The sequence below is a fragment of the Micromonospora sp. WMMD998 genome, from assembly GCF_029581235.1.
In the GTDB taxonomy this organism is placed as follows: domain Bacteria; phylum Actinomycetota; class Actinomycetes; order Mycobacteriales; family Micromonosporaceae; genus Micromonospora.
The window spans coordinates 1229456-1245013 of sequence record NZ_CP120740.1; the positions used below are offsets into that span (position 1 = coordinate 1229456).

Annotated in this window: 17 protein-coding genes; 1 reads left to right on the forward strand and 16 read right to left on the reverse strand. The window is 70.3% G+C overall.

Going from position 1 to position 15558, the window contains the following annotated elements; translation table 11 throughout:
- Positions 1–65: 65 nt before the first annotated feature.
- Together O7619_RS05805 and acs are read right to left on the reverse strand one after the other, a co-directional pair.
- Positions 66–2858 carry an immune inhibitor A domain-containing protein gene (locus O7619_RS05805; RefSeq protein ID WP_282286180.1) on the reverse strand — a complete coding sequence of 931 codons (2793 nt, stop codon included), beginning with the start codon at positions 2856–2858 and terminating at the stop codon, positions 66–68.
- A 210-nt stretch (positions 2859–3068) separates the two neighbouring features.
- On the reverse strand, positions 3069–5057 hold the full coding sequence (gene acs, locus O7619_RS05810) for an acetate--CoA ligase (protein WP_282286181.1): 1989 nt from the start codon (positions 5055–5057) through the stop codon (positions 3069–3071).
- A gap of 196 nt (positions 5058–5253) precedes the next feature.
- On the opposite strand from acs, the gene O7619_RS05815 reads away from it, so the two are divergent.
- Positions 5254–6000 (forward strand): oxidoreductase, encoded by a 747-nt coding sequence (locus tag O7619_RS05815; RefSeq protein ID WP_282286182.1) that lies wholly within the window; start codon positions 5254–5256, stop codon positions 5998–6000.
- 52 nt (positions 6001–6052) lie between these two features.
- Here the strand turns inward: O7619_RS05815 and O7619_RS05820 are convergent, their stop codons facing one another.
- The 14 genes from O7619_RS05820 to O7619_RS05885 form a co-directional block, all read right to left on the reverse strand.
- Positions 6053–6859 carry an HAD-IB family hydrolase gene (locus O7619_RS05820; RefSeq protein WP_282286183.1) on the reverse strand — a complete coding sequence of 269 codons (807 nt, stop codon included), beginning with the start codon at positions 6857–6859 and terminating at the stop codon, positions 6053–6055.
- A gap of 333 nt (positions 6860–7192) precedes the next feature.
- Positions 7193–8464: a site-specific integrase gene (locus O7619_RS05825; protein ID WP_282286184.1), complete on the reverse strand. Its 1272-nt coding sequence runs from the start codon at positions 8462–8464 to the stop codon at positions 7193–7195.
- On the reverse strand, positions 8464–8736 hold the full coding sequence (locus O7619_RS05830; protein ID WP_282286185.1) for a helix-turn-helix domain-containing protein: 273 nt from the start codon (positions 8734–8736) through the stop codon (positions 8464–8466). Before O7619_RS05830 ends, O7619_RS05825 begins: the two co-directional genes overlap by 1 nt.
- A 28-nt stretch (positions 8737–8764) precedes the next feature.
- Positions 8765–10555, reverse strand: coding sequence for a replication initiator (locus O7619_RS05835; protein ID WP_282286186.1), 1791 nt, complete (start codon positions 10553–10555; stop codon positions 8765–8767).
- Positions 10555–10824 carry a hypothetical protein gene (locus O7619_RS05840; protein WP_282286187.1) on the reverse strand — a complete coding sequence of 90 codons (270 nt, stop codon included), beginning with the start codon at positions 10822–10824 and terminating at the stop codon, positions 10555–10557. The genes O7619_RS05835 and O7619_RS05840 overlap by 1 nt, the downstream gene beginning before the upstream one ends.
- Entirely contained in the window at positions 10821–11531 is a 711-nt protein-coding gene (locus O7619_RS05845; protein WP_282286188.1) for a hypothetical protein, read from the reverse strand. The genes O7619_RS05840 and O7619_RS05845 overlap by 4 nt, the downstream gene beginning before the upstream one ends.
- A complete protein-coding gene (locus tag O7619_RS05850; RefSeq protein ID WP_282286189.1) occupies positions 11531–11878 on the reverse strand; it encodes an RRQRL motif-containing zinc-binding protein in 348 nt (115 codons plus the stop codon). Before O7619_RS05850 ends, O7619_RS05845 begins: the two co-directional genes overlap by 1 nt.
- Positions 11875–12174, reverse strand: coding sequence for a hypothetical protein (locus O7619_RS05855; RefSeq protein WP_282286190.1), 300 nt, complete (start codon positions 12172–12174; stop codon positions 11875–11877). Before O7619_RS05855 ends, O7619_RS05850 begins: the two co-directional genes overlap by 4 nt.
- Complete coding sequence (locus tag O7619_RS05860; RefSeq protein ID WP_282286191.1) at positions 12171–12620, reverse strand: hypothetical protein; 450 nt, start codon at positions 12618–12620, stop codon at positions 12171–12173. Before O7619_RS05860 ends, O7619_RS05855 begins: the two co-directional genes overlap by 4 nt.
- A gap of 84 nt (positions 12621–12704) precedes the next feature.
- The gene (locus O7619_RS05865) at positions 12705–12914 is read right to left on the reverse strand and encodes a hypothetical protein (protein WP_282286192.1); all 210 of its coding nucleotides are present in this window, start codon (positions 12912–12914) and stop codon (positions 12705–12707) included.
- Positions 12911–13780 carry an FtsK/SpoIIIE domain-containing protein gene (locus O7619_RS05870; protein WP_282286193.1) on the reverse strand — a complete coding sequence of 290 codons (870 nt, stop codon included), beginning with the start codon at positions 13778–13780 and terminating at the stop codon, positions 12911–12913. The genes O7619_RS05865 and O7619_RS05870 overlap by 4 nt, the downstream gene beginning before the upstream one ends.
- 85 nt (positions 13781–13865) lie before the next feature.
- The gene (locus tag O7619_RS05875) at positions 13866–14789 is read right to left on the reverse strand and encodes a hypothetical protein (RefSeq protein ID WP_282286194.1); all 924 of its coding nucleotides are present in this window, start codon (positions 14787–14789) and stop codon (positions 13866–13868) included.
- 92 nt (positions 14790–14881) lie between these two features.
- Positions 14882–15262, reverse strand: coding sequence for a hypothetical protein (locus O7619_RS05880; protein WP_282286195.1), 381 nt, complete (start codon positions 15260–15262; stop codon positions 14882–14884).
- A gap of 103 nt (positions 15263–15365) precedes the next feature.
- Positions 15366–15551 carry a hypothetical protein gene (locus O7619_RS05885; RefSeq protein WP_282286196.1) on the reverse strand — a complete coding sequence of 62 codons (186 nt, stop codon included), beginning with the start codon at positions 15549–15551 and terminating at the stop codon, positions 15366–15368.
- Positions 15552–15558: the final 7 nt, after the last annotated feature.

Genomic DNA, 15558 nt, shown 5'->3' on the forward strand with positions numbered 1-15558 from the left:
CCTTACCTCATCCGGACCCTTCAGCCCATTTTCCGGTCATTCCGGTTCCGGTTTCGCGCGGTCGTTCAGTTCCTCGGCGGGACCACGTACACCATGGCGTACGCGTTGTCCCGGGGGGCCCACTTGATCATGATCGAGGTGCCGTACGCGACACCCGCGTCCCGCGGGTTGCCGGTGCCCAGCACGATCGCGCCGCCACCCAGCTCGGTGCCGTAGTAGTCGGTCGCCGGCGTGCCGTCCGGGTTCACCACCCGGGTGGTGTACTGCTGGTTCCCCTTCGACGGGACCACCACCGAGGCGTCGTTGTCCCGCGCGTACGGCGAGCCGTCGCGGATCTCGATGCCCGGGTACCACCCCTTGCTGTCGGTGAAGCCCCGCACCGGCGCCTGGGCCTTGAACTTCGTGCAGTACTCGCTGTACGGCTCGTCGGCCGCCTCCAGGCACTCCTTGAACGGGTACGTCGACTTCAGCCCGAAGGCGGCGTTCGACGACTGCGGACGGCTGGGCAGGTTGTCCAGCACCGACGGGTCCTTCTCTGCCGCGGTGCCCGTGCGGCGCAGCGGGTCGTTGTGCGAGTCGACGATCAACAGCCCGCCCTTGGCGCCGTAACTGGGCAGCGCGGTCATCTGCGCGGTGACGTGGTTGACGTCGCCGAGCTGGGTGTCCCGGTACCAGACCAGCATGCCGGGCGCGTTGTACGCGATCCGGTCGACCTTCCACGCCTCGTGCGAGTAGACCGTGTCGTAGGCGTACTTCAGGCCCTTGTCGAAACCGTCGAAGTTACGCCACTCGGCCAGGTAGTAGTGCGACTTGACCTGGGTGCCCGAGTCGACGTGCCAGCCCGCGCCGCTGGTGTCGGTGAACGTGCCGCCGGTCTGGGTCCAGCCGGCCGTGCCGCCCTCGACGTCGTCGCTCCACGTGGTCGCGCCGCCGCCGGTCACCGAGAAGTCGTCGGCGAACCAGCCGCGCTCCACGAACGCCTCGTCGGTCGCGTACCGCAGCCGCACCTGCACGGTCTGCCCGGCGTACGGCGACAGGTCCACGTAGTCGTGCCGCCAGCCGCCGGTGCTGCCGGTCAGGCCGTACTTCTTGTTGCCGAAGTCGACCATCCGCCCGTTCGGGTCGGCGTAACCGTCGTCGGTGGAGACCAGCGCGCCGGAGGAGTCGTACACCTTGCGCTCGGTCCAGGTGGCGCCGCCGTCGGTGGAGACCTCGACGAAGCCGTAGTCCCAGTCCTCCTCGATGACGTAGTCGTTCCACATCCAGAACTTCGCGTCGGCGGCGTCCGGGACCTCCACCGTGCGGCTCAGCTTGACGTCGGCCCAGTCCTGGTCGGCGCCGGAATACCACATGTTCCCGCCGCTGTGCGGCTCGGCGAGCGTGATCACCTTGTCCGGCAGGTCGATCTTGATGCCGTCCTCGGTGCCGACCGGCGTACGCGAACTCTGGCCGAGCTTGACCAGCTTGGCCCGGTCGCCCGGCCCGAAGGTCTTCGGCTCGGCCCAGCCGAGCACCCACTTGTCCCAGATGCCCATGTGGGTGGGGAGCGCCTGGAAGATCTCGCCGGAGTGCGAGCCGGACGCCATCAGGTCCCAGAAGTCCACGTCGGAGTCGGCGTTGCCCGAGGTGTCGTAGAGGTCGGGCAGGCCGAGGTCGTGCCCGAACTCGTGGGCGAAGACGCCGACGCCGGCGTCCTCCGGCTGCACGATGTAGTTGGACACCTTCAGGTTGGTGCCGGGGACGGTGTAGCCGCCGGCCACCGTGGAGGAGTGCGCCCAGACCGAGTAGACGCCGATGTCGCCGCCGCCCCGGGACTTGCCCTGGTTGGCGTGCACCAGCACCAGGTGGTCGATCACGCCGTCCGGCTCGTGGAAGTTGCCGTCGCCGTCGCGGTCGCTCTGGTCCTCGATGTCGTAGTCGGCCCACGGGAAGTCCGGGTCGGCGGCGGCCAGCGCGTCGATCGCGTCGGTGGCGAGCCGGCCCGCGCCCTGCGGGTTGTCCGGGTGGCCGTTCATCGACTGCTCACGCCCGGCGACCCAGTCGCCGTTCTCGTCCTGGAAGCAGCGCGACGCCGCGTACCAGCCCTCCGAGTGCGGCACCGTGATCCACGGGCTGGCCTGCCCGTCCACGGTGTACGCGCCCTTGGACATCTCCAGGTACATGTTGTGCATGGTCCGCCCGGCCAGGCTGATGCCCGGCTTGCCGTCCGGCCCCTTGAGGTCCTTGCGGACCCGCTCGGTGATGCCCTTCTTGGTGTAGAGCATCTTGTCGTAGTGGGCCGGGGAGAAGTCCGGCACCCACATCGAGTTGTTGTCCTTGTGCGGCAGCGTGGCCGGGTTGGGGATGGTGTTGTGCCGCGGCCCGTTCTGCACCGTGCCGGGCACGCAGGTGCGGTCCTCGAAGACCGTCTTCGGGACCATCACGTTCGTGAAGTCGTCGTTGGCCTCGTCGTTGAACTCGACGAGCAACGTCAGCAGCTTGGCCGTCTGGGTGCTCTTGGCCTTCTTGATCTTGCGGGGGCTCTGGCCGGTCCGGATGGACTTCGCCTCCAGCTTGGCCAGCTCCCGGGCGGTGGCCGGGTTGCCCCCGGCGTACTTGCGGTCGTAGGCGCGCGCCTCGTCCGCCGGTGACGAGAAGACCCCGTCCCTGCCCCGGGTCTCCTTGCCGCCGGTGTCCGGCTGTACCTCGGGCTCGGCATAGTTGATGTAGTACTCGTCCGCCCCGATCGTGGCCGACGCGGGCCGGGACGGTTGAGCCGCCGCGCTACCTGTCACGGTCAGTGACGAGGCGGCGAGGGCGATGGCGGGCAGCGCGACGAGTAGGCGTCGGCGCGCCCTGGACTGCGAAACGGGGAGCATGCCACTCCGTTCGTAGGGAATGGTGAAGGGCCGGCCGTCTCAGTGACGCTTGTCGAAATCCGCCGGTTCCGGCTGAACGTAGTCCACCGGACGCGGCATCGACAGGGGCGGACTGGTTAGTGCCTCCTCCGCCGATCGACCGGCATGATCCCCACGTACGCCGAAGGGGGCGGGCCGCCGCGCGACCCGCCCCCTTCGATGCCGATGTGGTCAGTCCTCGTCGGACTTGCCGCCACTCATCCCCGAGGAGATCAACTCCATCACCGAGGAGTCCTGCAACGTGGTCACGTCGCCGAGCGACCGGTTCTCCGCCACGTCCCGCAGCAACCGGCGCATGATCTTGCCGGAGCGGGTCTTCGGCAGCTCCGGCACCAGCATGATCTGCCGCGGCTTGGCGATCGGGCCGAGCGTCTTCGCCACGTGGTTGCGCAGCTCCGCGATGAGCTGCTCGCCCGCGTCCCCGTCGGTCTCCGCGCTGCCGCGCGGGATGGCGAACGCCACGATCGCCTGCCCGGTCGTCGGGTCGGTCGCGCCGACCACCGCCGCCTCCGCCACCGACGGGTGACTGACGAGCGCCGACTCGACCTCCGTGGTGGAGATGTTGTGCCCGGACACCAGCATCACGTCGTCGACCCGGCCGAGCAGCCAGATGTGCCCGTCGTCGTCCTTCTTGGCGCCGTCACCGGCGAAGTAGACCCACTTGTCGCCGGCGTTGGCGCCCGCGCCGAACCGCGACCAGTACGTCTCCAGGAACCGGTTGTCGTCGCCCCAGATGGTGCGCAGCATCGACGGCCACGGCTCGGTGAGCACCAGATAGCCGCCCCCGCCGTTGGGCACCGACTCACCCTGGTCGTCGACCACGTCGGCCACGACACCGGGCAGCGGCGCCATCGCCGAACCGGGCTTCGCCTCGGTCACGCCCGGCAACGGCGAGATCATCATCGCCCCGGTCTCGGTCTGCCACCACGTGTCCACGACCGGCAGCTCACCCCGGCCCACGTACTGCCGGTACCAGATCCACGCCTCCGGGTTGATCGGCTCACCGACGCTGCCGAGCAGGCGCAGCGACGACAGGTCGTACCCGGCCGGCACGTCCTCGCCCCACTTCATCATGGTGCGGATCAGCGTCGGCGCGGTGTACAGGATCGTCACCCCGTACTTGTCGACGATCTCCCAGAACCGGCCCTTGTGCGGGGTGTCCGGCGTGCCCTCGTACATGACCTGGGTGGCGCCGTTCGACAGCGGGCCGTAGACGATGTAGGAGTGCCCGGTCACCCAGCCGATGTCGGCCGTGCACCAGTAGACGTCCGTCTCCGGCTTCAGGTCGAACACCGCGTGCGTGGTGTACGACGCCTGGGTCAGGTAGCCGCCGGTGGTGTGGAGGATGCCCTTCGGCCGGGCGGTGGTGCCGCTGGTGTAGAGGATGAACAGCGGGTGCTCGGCGTCGAACGGCTGCGCCTCGTGCTCCGGCGACGCGGCCTCCACCGACTCGTGCCACCAGTGGTCCTTCGCCGACCAGGCGACCTCCTCGCCGGTGCGGCGGACCACGAGCACGTGCTCCACCGACGGGCAGTTCGCCACCGCCTCGTCCACGGTCGGCTTGAGCGCCGACGGCTTGCCCCGCCGGAACCCGCCGTCCGCGGTGATCACCACCTTGGCGCTGGCGTCCTGGATCCGGTTGGTCAACGCGTCCGCCGAGAAGCCGCCGAACACCACGCTGTGCGTGGCGCCGATCCGGGCGCAGGCGAGCATCGCCACCGCCGCCTCCGGGATCATCGGCAGGTAGATCGCCACCCGGTCACCGGCCGTCACGCCCAGCTCGGTGAGCGCGTTCGCCGCCTGGCAGGTGAGCCGGTGCAGGTCCGCGTAGGTGACCGTGCGGGTGTCGCCCGGCTCGCCCTCCCAGTGGATCGCCACCTTGTCCCCGTGGCCCGCCTCCACGTGCCGGTCCAGGCAGTTGTACGCCACGTTGAGCCGGCCGCCGGTGAACCACTTCGCGAACGGCGCGTTCGACCAGTCGAGCACCTGCTCCCACGGCTGCGCCCAGGCCAGCCGGCCGGCCTGGCGCTCCCAGAAGGCGAGCCGGTCACCGGCCGCCTCGTCGTACGCCGCCGCGGTCACGTTGGCGTTGGCGGCGAGTTCGGCCGGTGGCGGGAACTGGCGCGTCTCGTTCAGCAGATTGGCCAATGCCTCGCTCATTCGGTGACTCCTTCGTCGCGTGACCTGCGTCTCCCTACTCCGGGGAAGGTTAGCCCCGCCGCCGGACACCCGCGACCGCCCCGCCGCCCCGCCGCGCCCAGCGGCACCCCCACCGCGCTGAGGTGTAAGGCGGGGGCCCCGCTTAACGCATCCGGTAGAGGAAGGGGCCCCGCTTAACACCCCGTACCGTGTCAGGGTGACCACCGATCCGCTCGCGCCGCTGCTCGCGCTCGCCGACGTCGCGCCCGCCGCCGAGCGGGCCCGCGACCTGGTCGACCAGGCCCACCGGCACCGGGCGCTGCGCCGCCACGGCGGCCAGCTCGCCGCCGAGGTCAGCCTCCGCTCGGCCGTGGCCAGCGCCGCGCTCGACGGCCGGAAGCACGACCGCGAGGAGGTACGCGCCGGCACGGTCACCGACCCGGTGCTCCAGGGCGCGCTGCGGGTGGCCGGCGCGCTGCCCGGGCTGAGCGACCTCTGGCCGAAGGCGCCCCGCCAGGTGCTCGCCCGGCTGCACGTGCTCGCCGCCCGCGACGTGGTGACCGAGGAGGAACTGGGCCGGCCGGTGGCCGACCCGGTGGTGGCGGCCCGCCTCGACAGCCTGTCCGGCCTGGTGGCCGGCGGCACGAGGGTGCCACCGCTGGTGCTGGCCGCCGTGGTGCACGGCGAGATGCTGAACCTGCGCCCGTTCCCCGGCCCCTCCGGCGTGGTGGCCCGGGCCGCCGCGCGGCTGGTGCTGATCTCCACCGGGCTCGACCCCCGCGGGTTGGTCGCGGTGGACGTCGGGCACCAGGAGCGGGAACCGGAGTACGTCGGCGCGGCCGGCGCCTTCGCCACCGGCACGCCCGACGGCCTGCGCTCCTGGCTACGGCACTACATGAGCGCGGTGGAGGTCGGCGCGGAGCAGATCACGCTCATCGGCGACGAGATCCTCGCCGCCTCCTGAGCCCAGCCGCCCTGCGCCCTGCCGCCGGCTGTCGGCTGTCGGCTGTCGGTCGTCAGGCGGTGGGCGCGGCGGTCCGGGTGCGCCGGTGCCGCCCGTACCAGGCGATGCCGATGGCAACCCCGACACCCACGCCGAGCGCCGCCGCCGCGACCGGCACCGCCGGCCGCTCGCGCAGCCGGCGCCCCAGCGGGATCGGGTGCCGGAACTCCAGCACCGGCCAGCCGTTCTCCACCGCCAGCTTGCGCAGCGCCCGATCCGGGTTGACCACACTCGGGTGCCCCACGCACTCCAGCAGCGGCCGATCACTGTAGGAATCGGAGTACGCGTACGAGTCGGCCAGGTCGTAGCCGCGCTCCCGGGCCAACTCGCCCACGCCGTCGACCTTGCTCGGCCCGGCCGCGTAGAACTCGACCTCGCCGCTGTACCGCCCGTCGACCACCGCCATCCGGGTGGCGATCACGTCGGTCACCCCGAGCAACTCGCCGATCGGCCGGACCATCTCGTCGCCCGAGGCGGAAACCAGCACCACGTCCCGCCCGGCGGCCTGATGCTCCTCGATCAGGGCGGCTGCCTCGGCGTACACATAAGGGTTGATCAGCTCGTGGAGCGTCTCCGCGACGATCTGGCGGACCTGCTCCACCGGCCAGCCCTTGCAGAGCGCGGCCAGATAGTCCCGGGTGCGGGCCATGGTCTGCTCGTCGGTGCCGCCCAGCCGGAACATCAGCTGCGCGTACGCCGACTTGACCACGTCGCGCCGGGTGATCAGCCCGTCCCGGTAGAACGGCCGACCGAACGCCAGGGCGCTCGACTTGGCGATGACGGTCTTGTCGAGATCGAAGAAAGCGGCACTGCGGCCCACGGCGCGAAAGTCTAGCCGGACGGACCGCCAACGGCCGCCCACCCCGGCACCCGAAAGCGGAGGTGCACCCGCTGGAGTGACGGCGGTCACATAGCGCTGCGAGAAATTAGCTTTGCGTGGAGTGAACAACACTCGACGTATAAGGGTCGGCTGCGGCATGCTTGTCCTCGCGACGGGAGTTCGCCTCCGGTCGCTGCTCAGACCCTCGGCGGTTGCACCCCCCGTGACCGCTGAGTCGGTTCGGCTCGACCCCCCCGGAGCCGAACCACACGACGACCCCCGTCTCCCCCCGACGGGGGTCGTCCCTTTCCGGTGGGAGCGCTCCGCCGCAGGTCACAGGTCGTCTCCGTCCCCGTTGAGAAGGCTCTCCAAGGGCGTTTCTCCGGCCGGAGGCAGCAGGGAGGCAGCAGAGCCGTTGAACGCCTCCAGGACGCGGGCGGCGTAGTCGTCCGGGGTGTGGGTGTAGCGGTTGAGCGTCGTCGACGCCTGTTCGTGGCCCATTACCCGCTGCACCAGGTTGATCGGGACGCCGTCGGTGACCAGCCAGGTGGCGTAGGCGTGCCGCAGATCGTGGAACCGCATCCCGCCGGCAGCCTTGGCCGCGACGCAGGCGACGGCCTCCCGCTCGGTGGTGAACTCAGCGGACCACTCGACGCCCTCCCGGTCCGACCAGGTCGCGCGGTACCGATGCGGGCCCATGTTGGCGACCTGGCCGAGCAGCCCGGCACGCACCAGCGACGGCAGCCAGATCCGACGGCGGAAGTTCGACCGCCGCAGCGGCCGGCCGACCCGGTCGCGGAAGACCAGGGTTCGCGGGTCCGGATCGTCGGCGGCGGCGTGCAGCTCGCGGAGCGCCGCGAGGAGGAAGCCGGGCAGCGGGATGGTCCGAACCCCGGCACGACTCTTCGGGTACGGGCGCAGCACGATTCCGCCGTGGGTCTCCTCGGCCACCTGGACCACGCGCAGCGATGCCCGGTCAAGGTCCACCGACGACCACATGAGCCCGGCGCACTCTCCCCAGCGAAGACCGGCCCCAGCGGCGGCGGAGACCATCCCCCGGTGCCGGGGCGGGACAGCGGGCAGGAGTCGGCCGAAGAATTCCTCCCGGCTGATCGTGACTGGTCTGACGTCGCGGGACCGGTCACGCGGCAGCTTCACGCCCTCGGCGGGGTTGGTGGCGATCAGCCGCGCCTGAACCGCTGTCTTGAGGATCATCGACAGCAGTTGGTAGCACTTGGCCACGGTGCCGGGGGCGAGATCCCGACCGAGGCCGGTCACCCACTCCTGCACCGACATGAAGTCGACCTTCCCGAGCGGCCAGTCACCCCACTTCGGCAAGATGTGCGTCCGGAGCATGGAGACGGTCCGCTCGGTCGTGCGGGCCTCGACCGCCCGGGTGGCGAGCCACTGCTGAGCGAAGTCACCGAGACGGGTACGGCCGGCGTGCGGGTTGACGTAGGTGCCCCGGTTGAGGCTGCCCTCGACCTCGGAGAGAAAGGCATTGGCTTCCCGCTTCGTGCGGAAGCTCTTGGACTTCTGCCCACCGGCAGGATCACGCCAGCAGGCACGGAAGGTGCCGGCCGGGGTCTTGCGGACGAAGCCCATCAGCGCCTCCGACCGTGCTCGGTGCCGGTAGCGGCGGGTTGCTCGGTGACACCGTCGAGCCAGACGTGGAACCGGGTACGCGGAATCAGCCAGCGGCCACCGAGGCGAGTCGCCGGAATCGTGCCGTCCCGGACGAGTGCGTACGTGCTGCCCAGCGACAGGCCCAGCAGGGCGGCAACCTCGCGGACGGTGTAGGTGACCGGCTCGACGACGACAGCCCCGTTGCGAGGGACGAGCCGAACGACCGGGCTGGGGCGGGCGATGGTGCTCATGACGGGTGACCTCCTCAGGTCTGTCGGATCAGGCGGCGACCGGCACGACGCCGGTCGAGGTGGTGCCGAGTTCATGGGCGAGTTCCTCGCGTCCGGTGGTTCGTCGCTCGCGGGCCATGGCGGCAGCGCTATTGGCGAGCAGGGCGTCTCCGGTGGTGTGCCAGCCGACTCCGGCGAAGGTGAGGGTGCCGACGATGAGCGTGGTGTCCTCGACGAGTTGGCCGGCGGGTGGTCCGCCGGTGGTGGGGTGCTCGTGGTCCTGGTGCTCGTGGCGCCGGAACGCAACGCGGTTGTCGCGCAGCAGTTGGAAGGTCACTGAGTAGCGGCGGGCTTTGGTGAGGAAGTGGCCGCCGTAGCCGAGCATGTGCGCCCACCGGCGCAGCCGGGCGTAAGGGTTGGTCGTCGCCGGTTTCGTCGGCTTGGTGTCAAGGGCGGCTTGACGCACGGCGGTGCAGACGGGGCAGGCGGCGTACCGGGTGTGGGTGCCGCAGTCACGACACTCCCAGCGGTCGACGAAGCCGGGCCGTGGCCGGGAGTCCCGAGGCCGCTCGGAGAGCGGGACGGGGGTGCCGGTGGGTCGGCCGATGCGCCAGCAGGCGTCGATGAGGCGGGCGGTGTGGTCGCCGTCGGGGTCGGCGTAGTCGCCGATGGTGTCGGCGGTCAGGCGGGTGGAGGTGTGCCCGGTGGCCTCGGTGCTCTTGGTGGCGTACTTGGCAAGGTAGCCCGCGACCATCCCATCGGTGACGTCCCCGGTGCCGTCGGTGGTGATGTGTTCAAGGTCGATTTGCTCGCCCCAGGCGATTGGCCAGCCGTCGGGCCGATCGGGGTGGCTCGGGGTGTGAAAGGCGATCTGACCGGCGGCGTGGCGCAGCGCGTCGACGAGGTCGGCGACGGTGAACCCGGGCGGCGGCGGGACGATGGCGTCGGGGTCGGTGGCGTCAACGCCATCGAGGCGTGCGATGGCATGGAAGTGCACCGCTCCCCGGGCTTGGAGTTCGGCGACCTTCCCGGGCGACAGCCGGACCGGTGGAACCTTCCGGGTCTTGCCCGAGGCGGTAAGGATCTCGACGCGGGGGATGCCGCGGCGGTGGGCGAGTTTGGCCAGCCAACGTTGCGCGGCTTGCTTGGTGCGGTGCCACAGCTCACCGGAGAACAGGTTCCACACGACCTGGTGGCCGTGGTCGTAGCAGTCCAGGCACAACGGCCGGCCGAGGAAGGCGTCACCGGCTTCATGGCGTGCCCAGCAGACCGAGGGCCGGCCGTGGGGGCACATGCCGGCGGTCGGGTCGGTGGCGCGGCGGGCGTGGCAGGGCTCGGCGCGGCAGTCGCATCGCTTCCGGTTGCGGCAGGTGTGCCGCTTCACGACCCGGGTGTGAACGGTGCCGAACGACGGTGCGGTGAAGGTGGCGAACACCGCCGGATGCTGCGCGACGCTTTCGGGGACGCCTTTGCCGCCCACGAGGCCGGCGCGCAGGAGTTGAAAGGCGTCGCGCTGGTAGGTCTGGGCGCAGGCCGGGCAGACGGTGGCGCGTCGGTTGCCGCAGGCGGTGTAGATGGCGGCATCCGGCATGACGTCGGTGTGCCGTGTGTCGAGGACACGGCCGGTCGAGGCTTCGACGGTGAGGAGGCTGCCGGACAGGCGGATGGGGCGGGTGCAGCCGGCGGCGGCGCGGACGTGTTCCAACCAGCCGAAGTAGTCCGGTCGGGTGGCGCGTTGGAACGCGGCTCCGGCGGCGGTGTAGCCGTAGACGATGGTGTCGGCGTTCGAGCCCACCCCCCGGGCCGAAGCGCGGGGGGTGAGGTCCAGCGTCGAGCCCATCAACCAGCCACCTTGTTGGTGGGGTGCAGGTTGGTGATGGTGCGTTCGATGACGATGATGCGGCAGGCACCGCACTGGCGGGTGGTCGGCTCGTGTCGACCGCAGCGGATCTGGGTGACGGTGTCGCCGCAGCGGATGGTGACCGGGTTGCGGCAGGGTCCGCCGTCGATGACGTCGATGACGGTGCGGCGGATGTCGTAGGGATGGGGGCGCGGGTCAGGCGGGCAGGTGTGCAGGAGCTGCACGACGTCAACGGTGTGGATGCTCATCGGGCACCACCGCCGATGGTGGCCAACAGTTGGCCGGCGACGGGCGGGGTGACGTCGAGGCGGTCGGCCAGCTCGGCCGGGGTGATGGGCTGGCCGGTGGCCTGTTCGTGTTGCACGGCGGCGAAGCGGGCCATGGGCAGCAGGTGGGTAGGGACGTCGACCGGCTCCGGTGCCGGTGCGGTGACGGGTTCCGGCTCGACAGCCGGGGTCGGGGTGATGGCGGCCGGCGGTGCCGGCTCGGTGGTGACCTGCTCGGCCACTTGGACGCGGATGGGTTCGACCGGCGTAGCCGGCGGCGTGGGTTGTTCCGGCGTGGGTGCCGGGGCGAGGACGAGTTTGACCAGGGCCATGAACGCCAGCGCCGGCACGGCGGACAGGAGCCACCCGGACGGGCCGGGCTTGGCGACCGCGAGTTGCGCGGCGAGGGACAGGCCGGCGGCGGCGATGAGCAGGAACAGCGGATAGCCGATGGACGCGCCGGCTCGGCGGCGTCGACGGATGGTCAGCAGGGAGGCGATGGGGACGAGTTCGGAGATGACCGCGTTGGCCCAGCCGAACCATTCCCCGGTCCCGGCCGGGGAGTTGGCGAGGGTCCAGTCCTTGACGTGGGTGAAGGAGGCGGCACCGGCGAAGCCGGCGACGGCGATGAGGATGAGGACCAGGACGACACCCTCGACGCGGGTGCCCCGGTTGGCAGTGGTGGTCATCAGTGGCCTCCGTGGCAGTCGAGGCAGCAGCCGTAACGGCGGGGGATGTAGTAGGGCTTGACCTGGCCGCAGTGGCGGCAGGTCCGGCGGGCGAGCAGGGCCTTGGCGATGGCGGTCCGCTGAGCCGGGGTGGCGACCCGTTTCGGTGCGGCGAGGTCGAGGCGGTAGAGGTAGGCGACGCGCTTACCGCGACGCCAGAGGATCTGCGCGACGGCGTGATGCCCTCCAGGGCGAAGGCCAGCGGCGCGCAACTGTCGCCGGGTGGCCAGCCCGTCCGGGGCGAGCCGGAACGGGTAGGTGGGGAACTCCTCGGCGGGGTTGGCCGGGTCGTAGGTGAAGGTGGTCACGGCCGGTCTCCCCAGCGCTGCTGGGCGGCCTGGCGGGAGATCCCGAGGCGTGAGCCGATTTCGGCCCAGGAGTAACCGAAGGCCCGAAGACTGACGACGGCGTCGGTGATGGCGTCGTCGATGACCGACGACATGGCGACGAGGTCGCGGAGGGCTTCGACGTCGCCGTCAGCGACCCGACGACCGTGAGCGCGGATGATGCGCCGGGCGAAGGCGGCGAAGGCGTCGTTCTCGACGACGTCCCTACGACGTTGCGACGGGACGCGAGGCGTCAAGGCTTTCTTGACGGTGTTCATCGGTTCTCGCCCCCGTCGGTGTGGAGGCGGTCCCACTCATCGGCAGCCGCCTCAAGGGCGGTGATGACCTGCTCGGCGGTCCGGGCAGGGTCGTCGTTCCACGAGTAGGGGGAGGTGTGCTCGTCGAGGAGGTAGCCGTCTTCGTCGATGTGGAAGACCGGCGCGAAGTTGTCGAGGTAGTCGACGAACGCGGCGATGGCGCGGCGGTAGGTGACCGCGTCGGCGGGGTGGAGCTGGTCGGGGTGATTCATGCGCCGGCCGGCGGCGGCCATGCCGATAGCTCCGACGGAGCAGGCCGCCCGGAAGGGCTGGCCGGTGCCCGTGGGGTCGGGGGTGTAGTAGGTGCCCTGGGCCCAGCCGTTTCGGCGCAGGTAGAGGGCAGCCATCCGGAGCAGGTCAGCGGGGGTGACCTGGACTCCGGTGGTCTGGTTGTGGGTAGCCTTCATGGCAGCCACGTCCTTTCGGGGCTGTTGGTGGAGGTCGGCAGGACCAGATCTGCTGGCAGGCGGTGTCCTGGTCCTGTCGGCCGGTTATCGGGTGCGCAGCCGCAGGTAGCGGCGTTGGCGGGTGTCGTTGCCGCCCATCGACTGGGGTGGGCCGAGGTAGACGAGTCGGCCGCTGGCCGAGGCGACCCGCACCATGCAGGCGATCTCGCTCGGCTGGGCGATGATCCAGATTTCGACGTAGCCGGCGGCCCGCTGCTGGTTGGCGCGGGCGTATGCCTGTTCGCGGGTGGTCATGCCGCCACCTCGAAATCCGCCCGGGCAAGGTCCGGGATCAGGGTCGGTAACGGGCGGGGCCGGCGAATCCAGGCCGCATAGTCGGCGATGCCGGCGATCTGCTGATCGGTGAGGTAGGCGACCTTGATGCGTTGCGGGGTGCCGCCTTCGGCGATGAGGTAGGCCGCGCCCTGGTTGGTCGGGGCGATGTCGGTAGCCGAGTAGCCCTGCTCGGCCCAACCGTGGCCAAGCACGATGTTGGAGGTGTTCGGAGTCGTGCAGCGGAACGCGGCCCGGTAGCCGAACAGGTCCCGCAGCGAGGTCGGGATGATGTCGAACGACGGCCGCTGGGTCGCGGCGACCACCGGGATGCCGGCGGCACGTCCACGGGCGACCAGGTCGCGCAGGAGGGCGACGAACTCTTCCTGTTCCTGCTTGCTGCCGACGGTGGCGGAGTAGTAGGCGATCTCGTCGACCAGGACGGTGATGACCGACAGTCCGTCGGTGGCGGTCACCTTGCGGCGCCCGTGGGCGCGTAGCCAGGCGTAGCGGTTGTTCATCACCAGTTGCAGCCGGCGCAGGATGTCGAGGGCGGCGGTGATGTCGGGGCCGATGAACGCGTCGGCGCAGTCCTCCCACTGACCCAGCTCGACGAGCTTGCCGTCGAGCAGCACCAGGCGGCTGTCGACGGACAGAGCCGCATGGGCGGCGATGGTGTTGAGGAGGCCGGACTTGCCTCCGCCGGGTTCGCCGCCGGCGAGGAGGTTGCGGTAGGCGAGGGTGATGTAGACGGGGTGACCGAACTCGTCGATGCCGACGAAGATGGGGTCGAACATCGACAGGCCAGGCCCCACGGGAACGGGGGCCGTTTCGGCGATGGTGGTCATGGATTGCCCTCCTTGGGCGAGGTGTGGGCGCGGAGAGCCACACGAACGAGCCGCAGGGCTCTCCGCGATCAGGAGATGGAGTGGGTCAGATCCAGTCGTTGACGTCGTCGACGTCGCTGGTGGTGGAAGCCGTGGGCTTGCTGCCGTTGGCGGTGGTGGCCGGCTTCTTCTGAACCGGCAGGGTCACCGTGGGGACGTCGACGTCCGGCAGGTCCAAGGCAGTCGGCACGACGGCCGGGATCCGCTCGGTAGCCGGGATCGTGTCGTCGATGACGTCGACCAGCGGGGAACCGACCTGAGCGGTCAGCACCTCACGGCGCTTGATGTCGAAACGCACATAGGCGGCGTTGCCGTCAGAGGCCCGCTCCACCAGGGCGGTGGAGGCGTGGCAGGCGACCGCGATCCGGTCGAGCCGGCTTTCCAAATCGGCCAACGAGAGGCCGGGGCGCAGGTAGACCCAGACCCGCTCACCGACAGGAGTGGGCTTGGCCCACAGGATCAGCGGCAGGCTGCCGGACTGGTTGGCGATGATGAACTGCGCGAAGCACACGCGCAGCCGATGCCGCACGATCAGGCACCACGACCAGGCGACCACGAGCCGGCGCGACGCCGGCAGGGCAGCCGGGACGCCCACGACCAGGGCGACGACGGCCAGGGTGACGGGCATCGGCGTGTGGTTGGCCAACTGCACCCAGGCAGCGCCAAGGATCGTGGTGATCCCGATTTCCGGGGTCCACCACCACAGCAGCCGCAGCACCGGCCAGATCCGCACGAGCAGCCACACCAGGCCACCCACCGGAACCCCGATCAGCACGCCGACGAACACCGCGAGGATGGGGTGAATGTAGGAAGCGGCCACAACGGCCGACAACAGGCCGACGATGACCGCCGTGAGGATGAACGCCAACCGGGCGTTACGCGCCGACGACCGGTGAACCCGAGCCTCGATCACGGTGATGGTGCCGCTGGACTTCCCCCCGAAGCCACGGCGAGAGCTAGACTTGGACATGACACGTCCTCCCAGATGATGGGCTGGATGGGTTGGAAGAGCACGGGGCCGGCAGGTGTAGGAGCCAGTACCGGCCCCGCGCTCGTAACTCGTCAGGAACGATGCGGGCGGGCGAGCTTGCGGGTCCCGATGATGGAACCGCTCAGATCCCGAACCGTGTCATGCGGCACCAGCAGATCAGTGCGCCCTACCGCCGCCAGTCCCACGACCAGCGACACCAGGTAGAACACACCCTCGACCGGCTCCGGAAGCGCAGTCACGCCACCGTCAGCCGAACCGAACGAGACCTGCTCGACCGGAATCCCGAGACCGAGGTCATCGACCCCAACCACGCACTGGCCGAGCCGAGCCGGCTGATGCTGCGCCGAAGGCGAAATCACCCGCAGCGGCAGGACTGAACCCGGCGCAATGCGATCGGGCGTGTCGACCGAGTAAACGGCCACCGGATGCGGAGTCAGGTTGACGAGTTGCATCTGAATACCTCCCGTACGGAGCAGATGGATTGGAAGAGGTGATGCGGGCGGCAGGTGTAGGAGCCAGCACCGGCCCGCGCTCATGACCTAGCGGTTGCTCAGGTCACCGCTGGTCGTTCAGACCGTTGACGAGTTGGCCGAAGAGGATGCGCTCGTCCTCATCGAGGACGGTGGGGGTGCGCCCAGCGGCGCGCTCCTCACGGAGCTGCTTGTCAAGGTGCCTCGGGTCGACCTTGACCTCACGGACACGGCCGTCGGCGTCCTCACTGAACAGGTACTTCCTGCCCATGACGGGC

Coding starts and splice junctions, on each gene's coding strand:
- acs (WP_282286181.1), bottom strand. CDS start 5,057: ATGAGCGAGGCATTGGCCAATCTGCTGAACGAGACGCGCCAGTTCCCG.
- O7619_RS05875 (WP_282286194.1), bottom strand. CDS start 14,789: ATGTCCAAGTCTAGCTCTCGCCGTGGCTTCGGGGGGAAGTCCAGCGGC.
- O7619_RS05880 (WP_282286195.1), bottom strand. CDS start 15,262: ATGCAACTCGTCAACCTGACTCCGCATCCGGTGGCCGTTTACTCGGTC.
- O7619_RS05865 (WP_282286192.1), bottom strand. CDS start 12,914: ATGACCACCCGCGAACAGGCATACGCCCGCGCCAACCAGCAGCGGGCC.
- O7619_RS05805 (WP_282286180.1), bottom strand. CDS start 2,858: ATGCTCCCCGTTTCGCAGTCCAGGGCGCGCCGACGCCTACTCGTCGCG.
- O7619_RS05825 (WP_282286184.1), bottom strand. CDS start 8,464: ATGGGCTTCGTCCGCAAGACCCCGGCCGGCACCTTCCGTGCCTGCTGG.
- O7619_RS05835 (WP_282286186.1), bottom strand. CDS start 10,555: ATGGGCTCGACGCTGGACCTCACCCCCCGCGCTTCGGCCCGGGGGGTG.
- O7619_RS05845 (WP_282286188.1), bottom strand. CDS start 11,531: ATGACCACCACTGCCAACCGGGGCACCCGCGTCGAGGGTGTCGTCCTG.
- O7619_RS05830 (WP_282286185.1), bottom strand. CDS start 8,736: ATGAGCACCATCGCCCGCCCCAGCCCGGTCGTTCGGCTCGTCCCTCGC.
- O7619_RS05885 (WP_282286196.1), bottom strand. CDS start 15,551: ATGGGCAGGAAGTACCTGTTCAGTGAGGACGCCGACGGCCGTGTCCGT.
- O7619_RS05870 (WP_282286193.1), bottom strand. CDS start 13,780: ATGACCACCATCGCCGAAACGGCCCCCGTTCCCGTGGGGCCTGGCCTG.
- O7619_RS05855 (WP_282286190.1), bottom strand. CDS start 12,174: ATGAACACCGTCAAGAAAGCCTTGACGCCTCGCGTCCCGTCGCAACGT.
- O7619_RS05860 (WP_282286191.1), bottom strand. CDS start 12,620: ATGAAGGCTACCCACAACCAGACCACCGGAGTCCAGGTCACCCCCGCT.
- O7619_RS05840 (WP_282286187.1), bottom strand. CDS start 10,824: ATGAGCATCCACACCGTTGACGTCGTGCAGCTCCTGCACACCTGCCCG.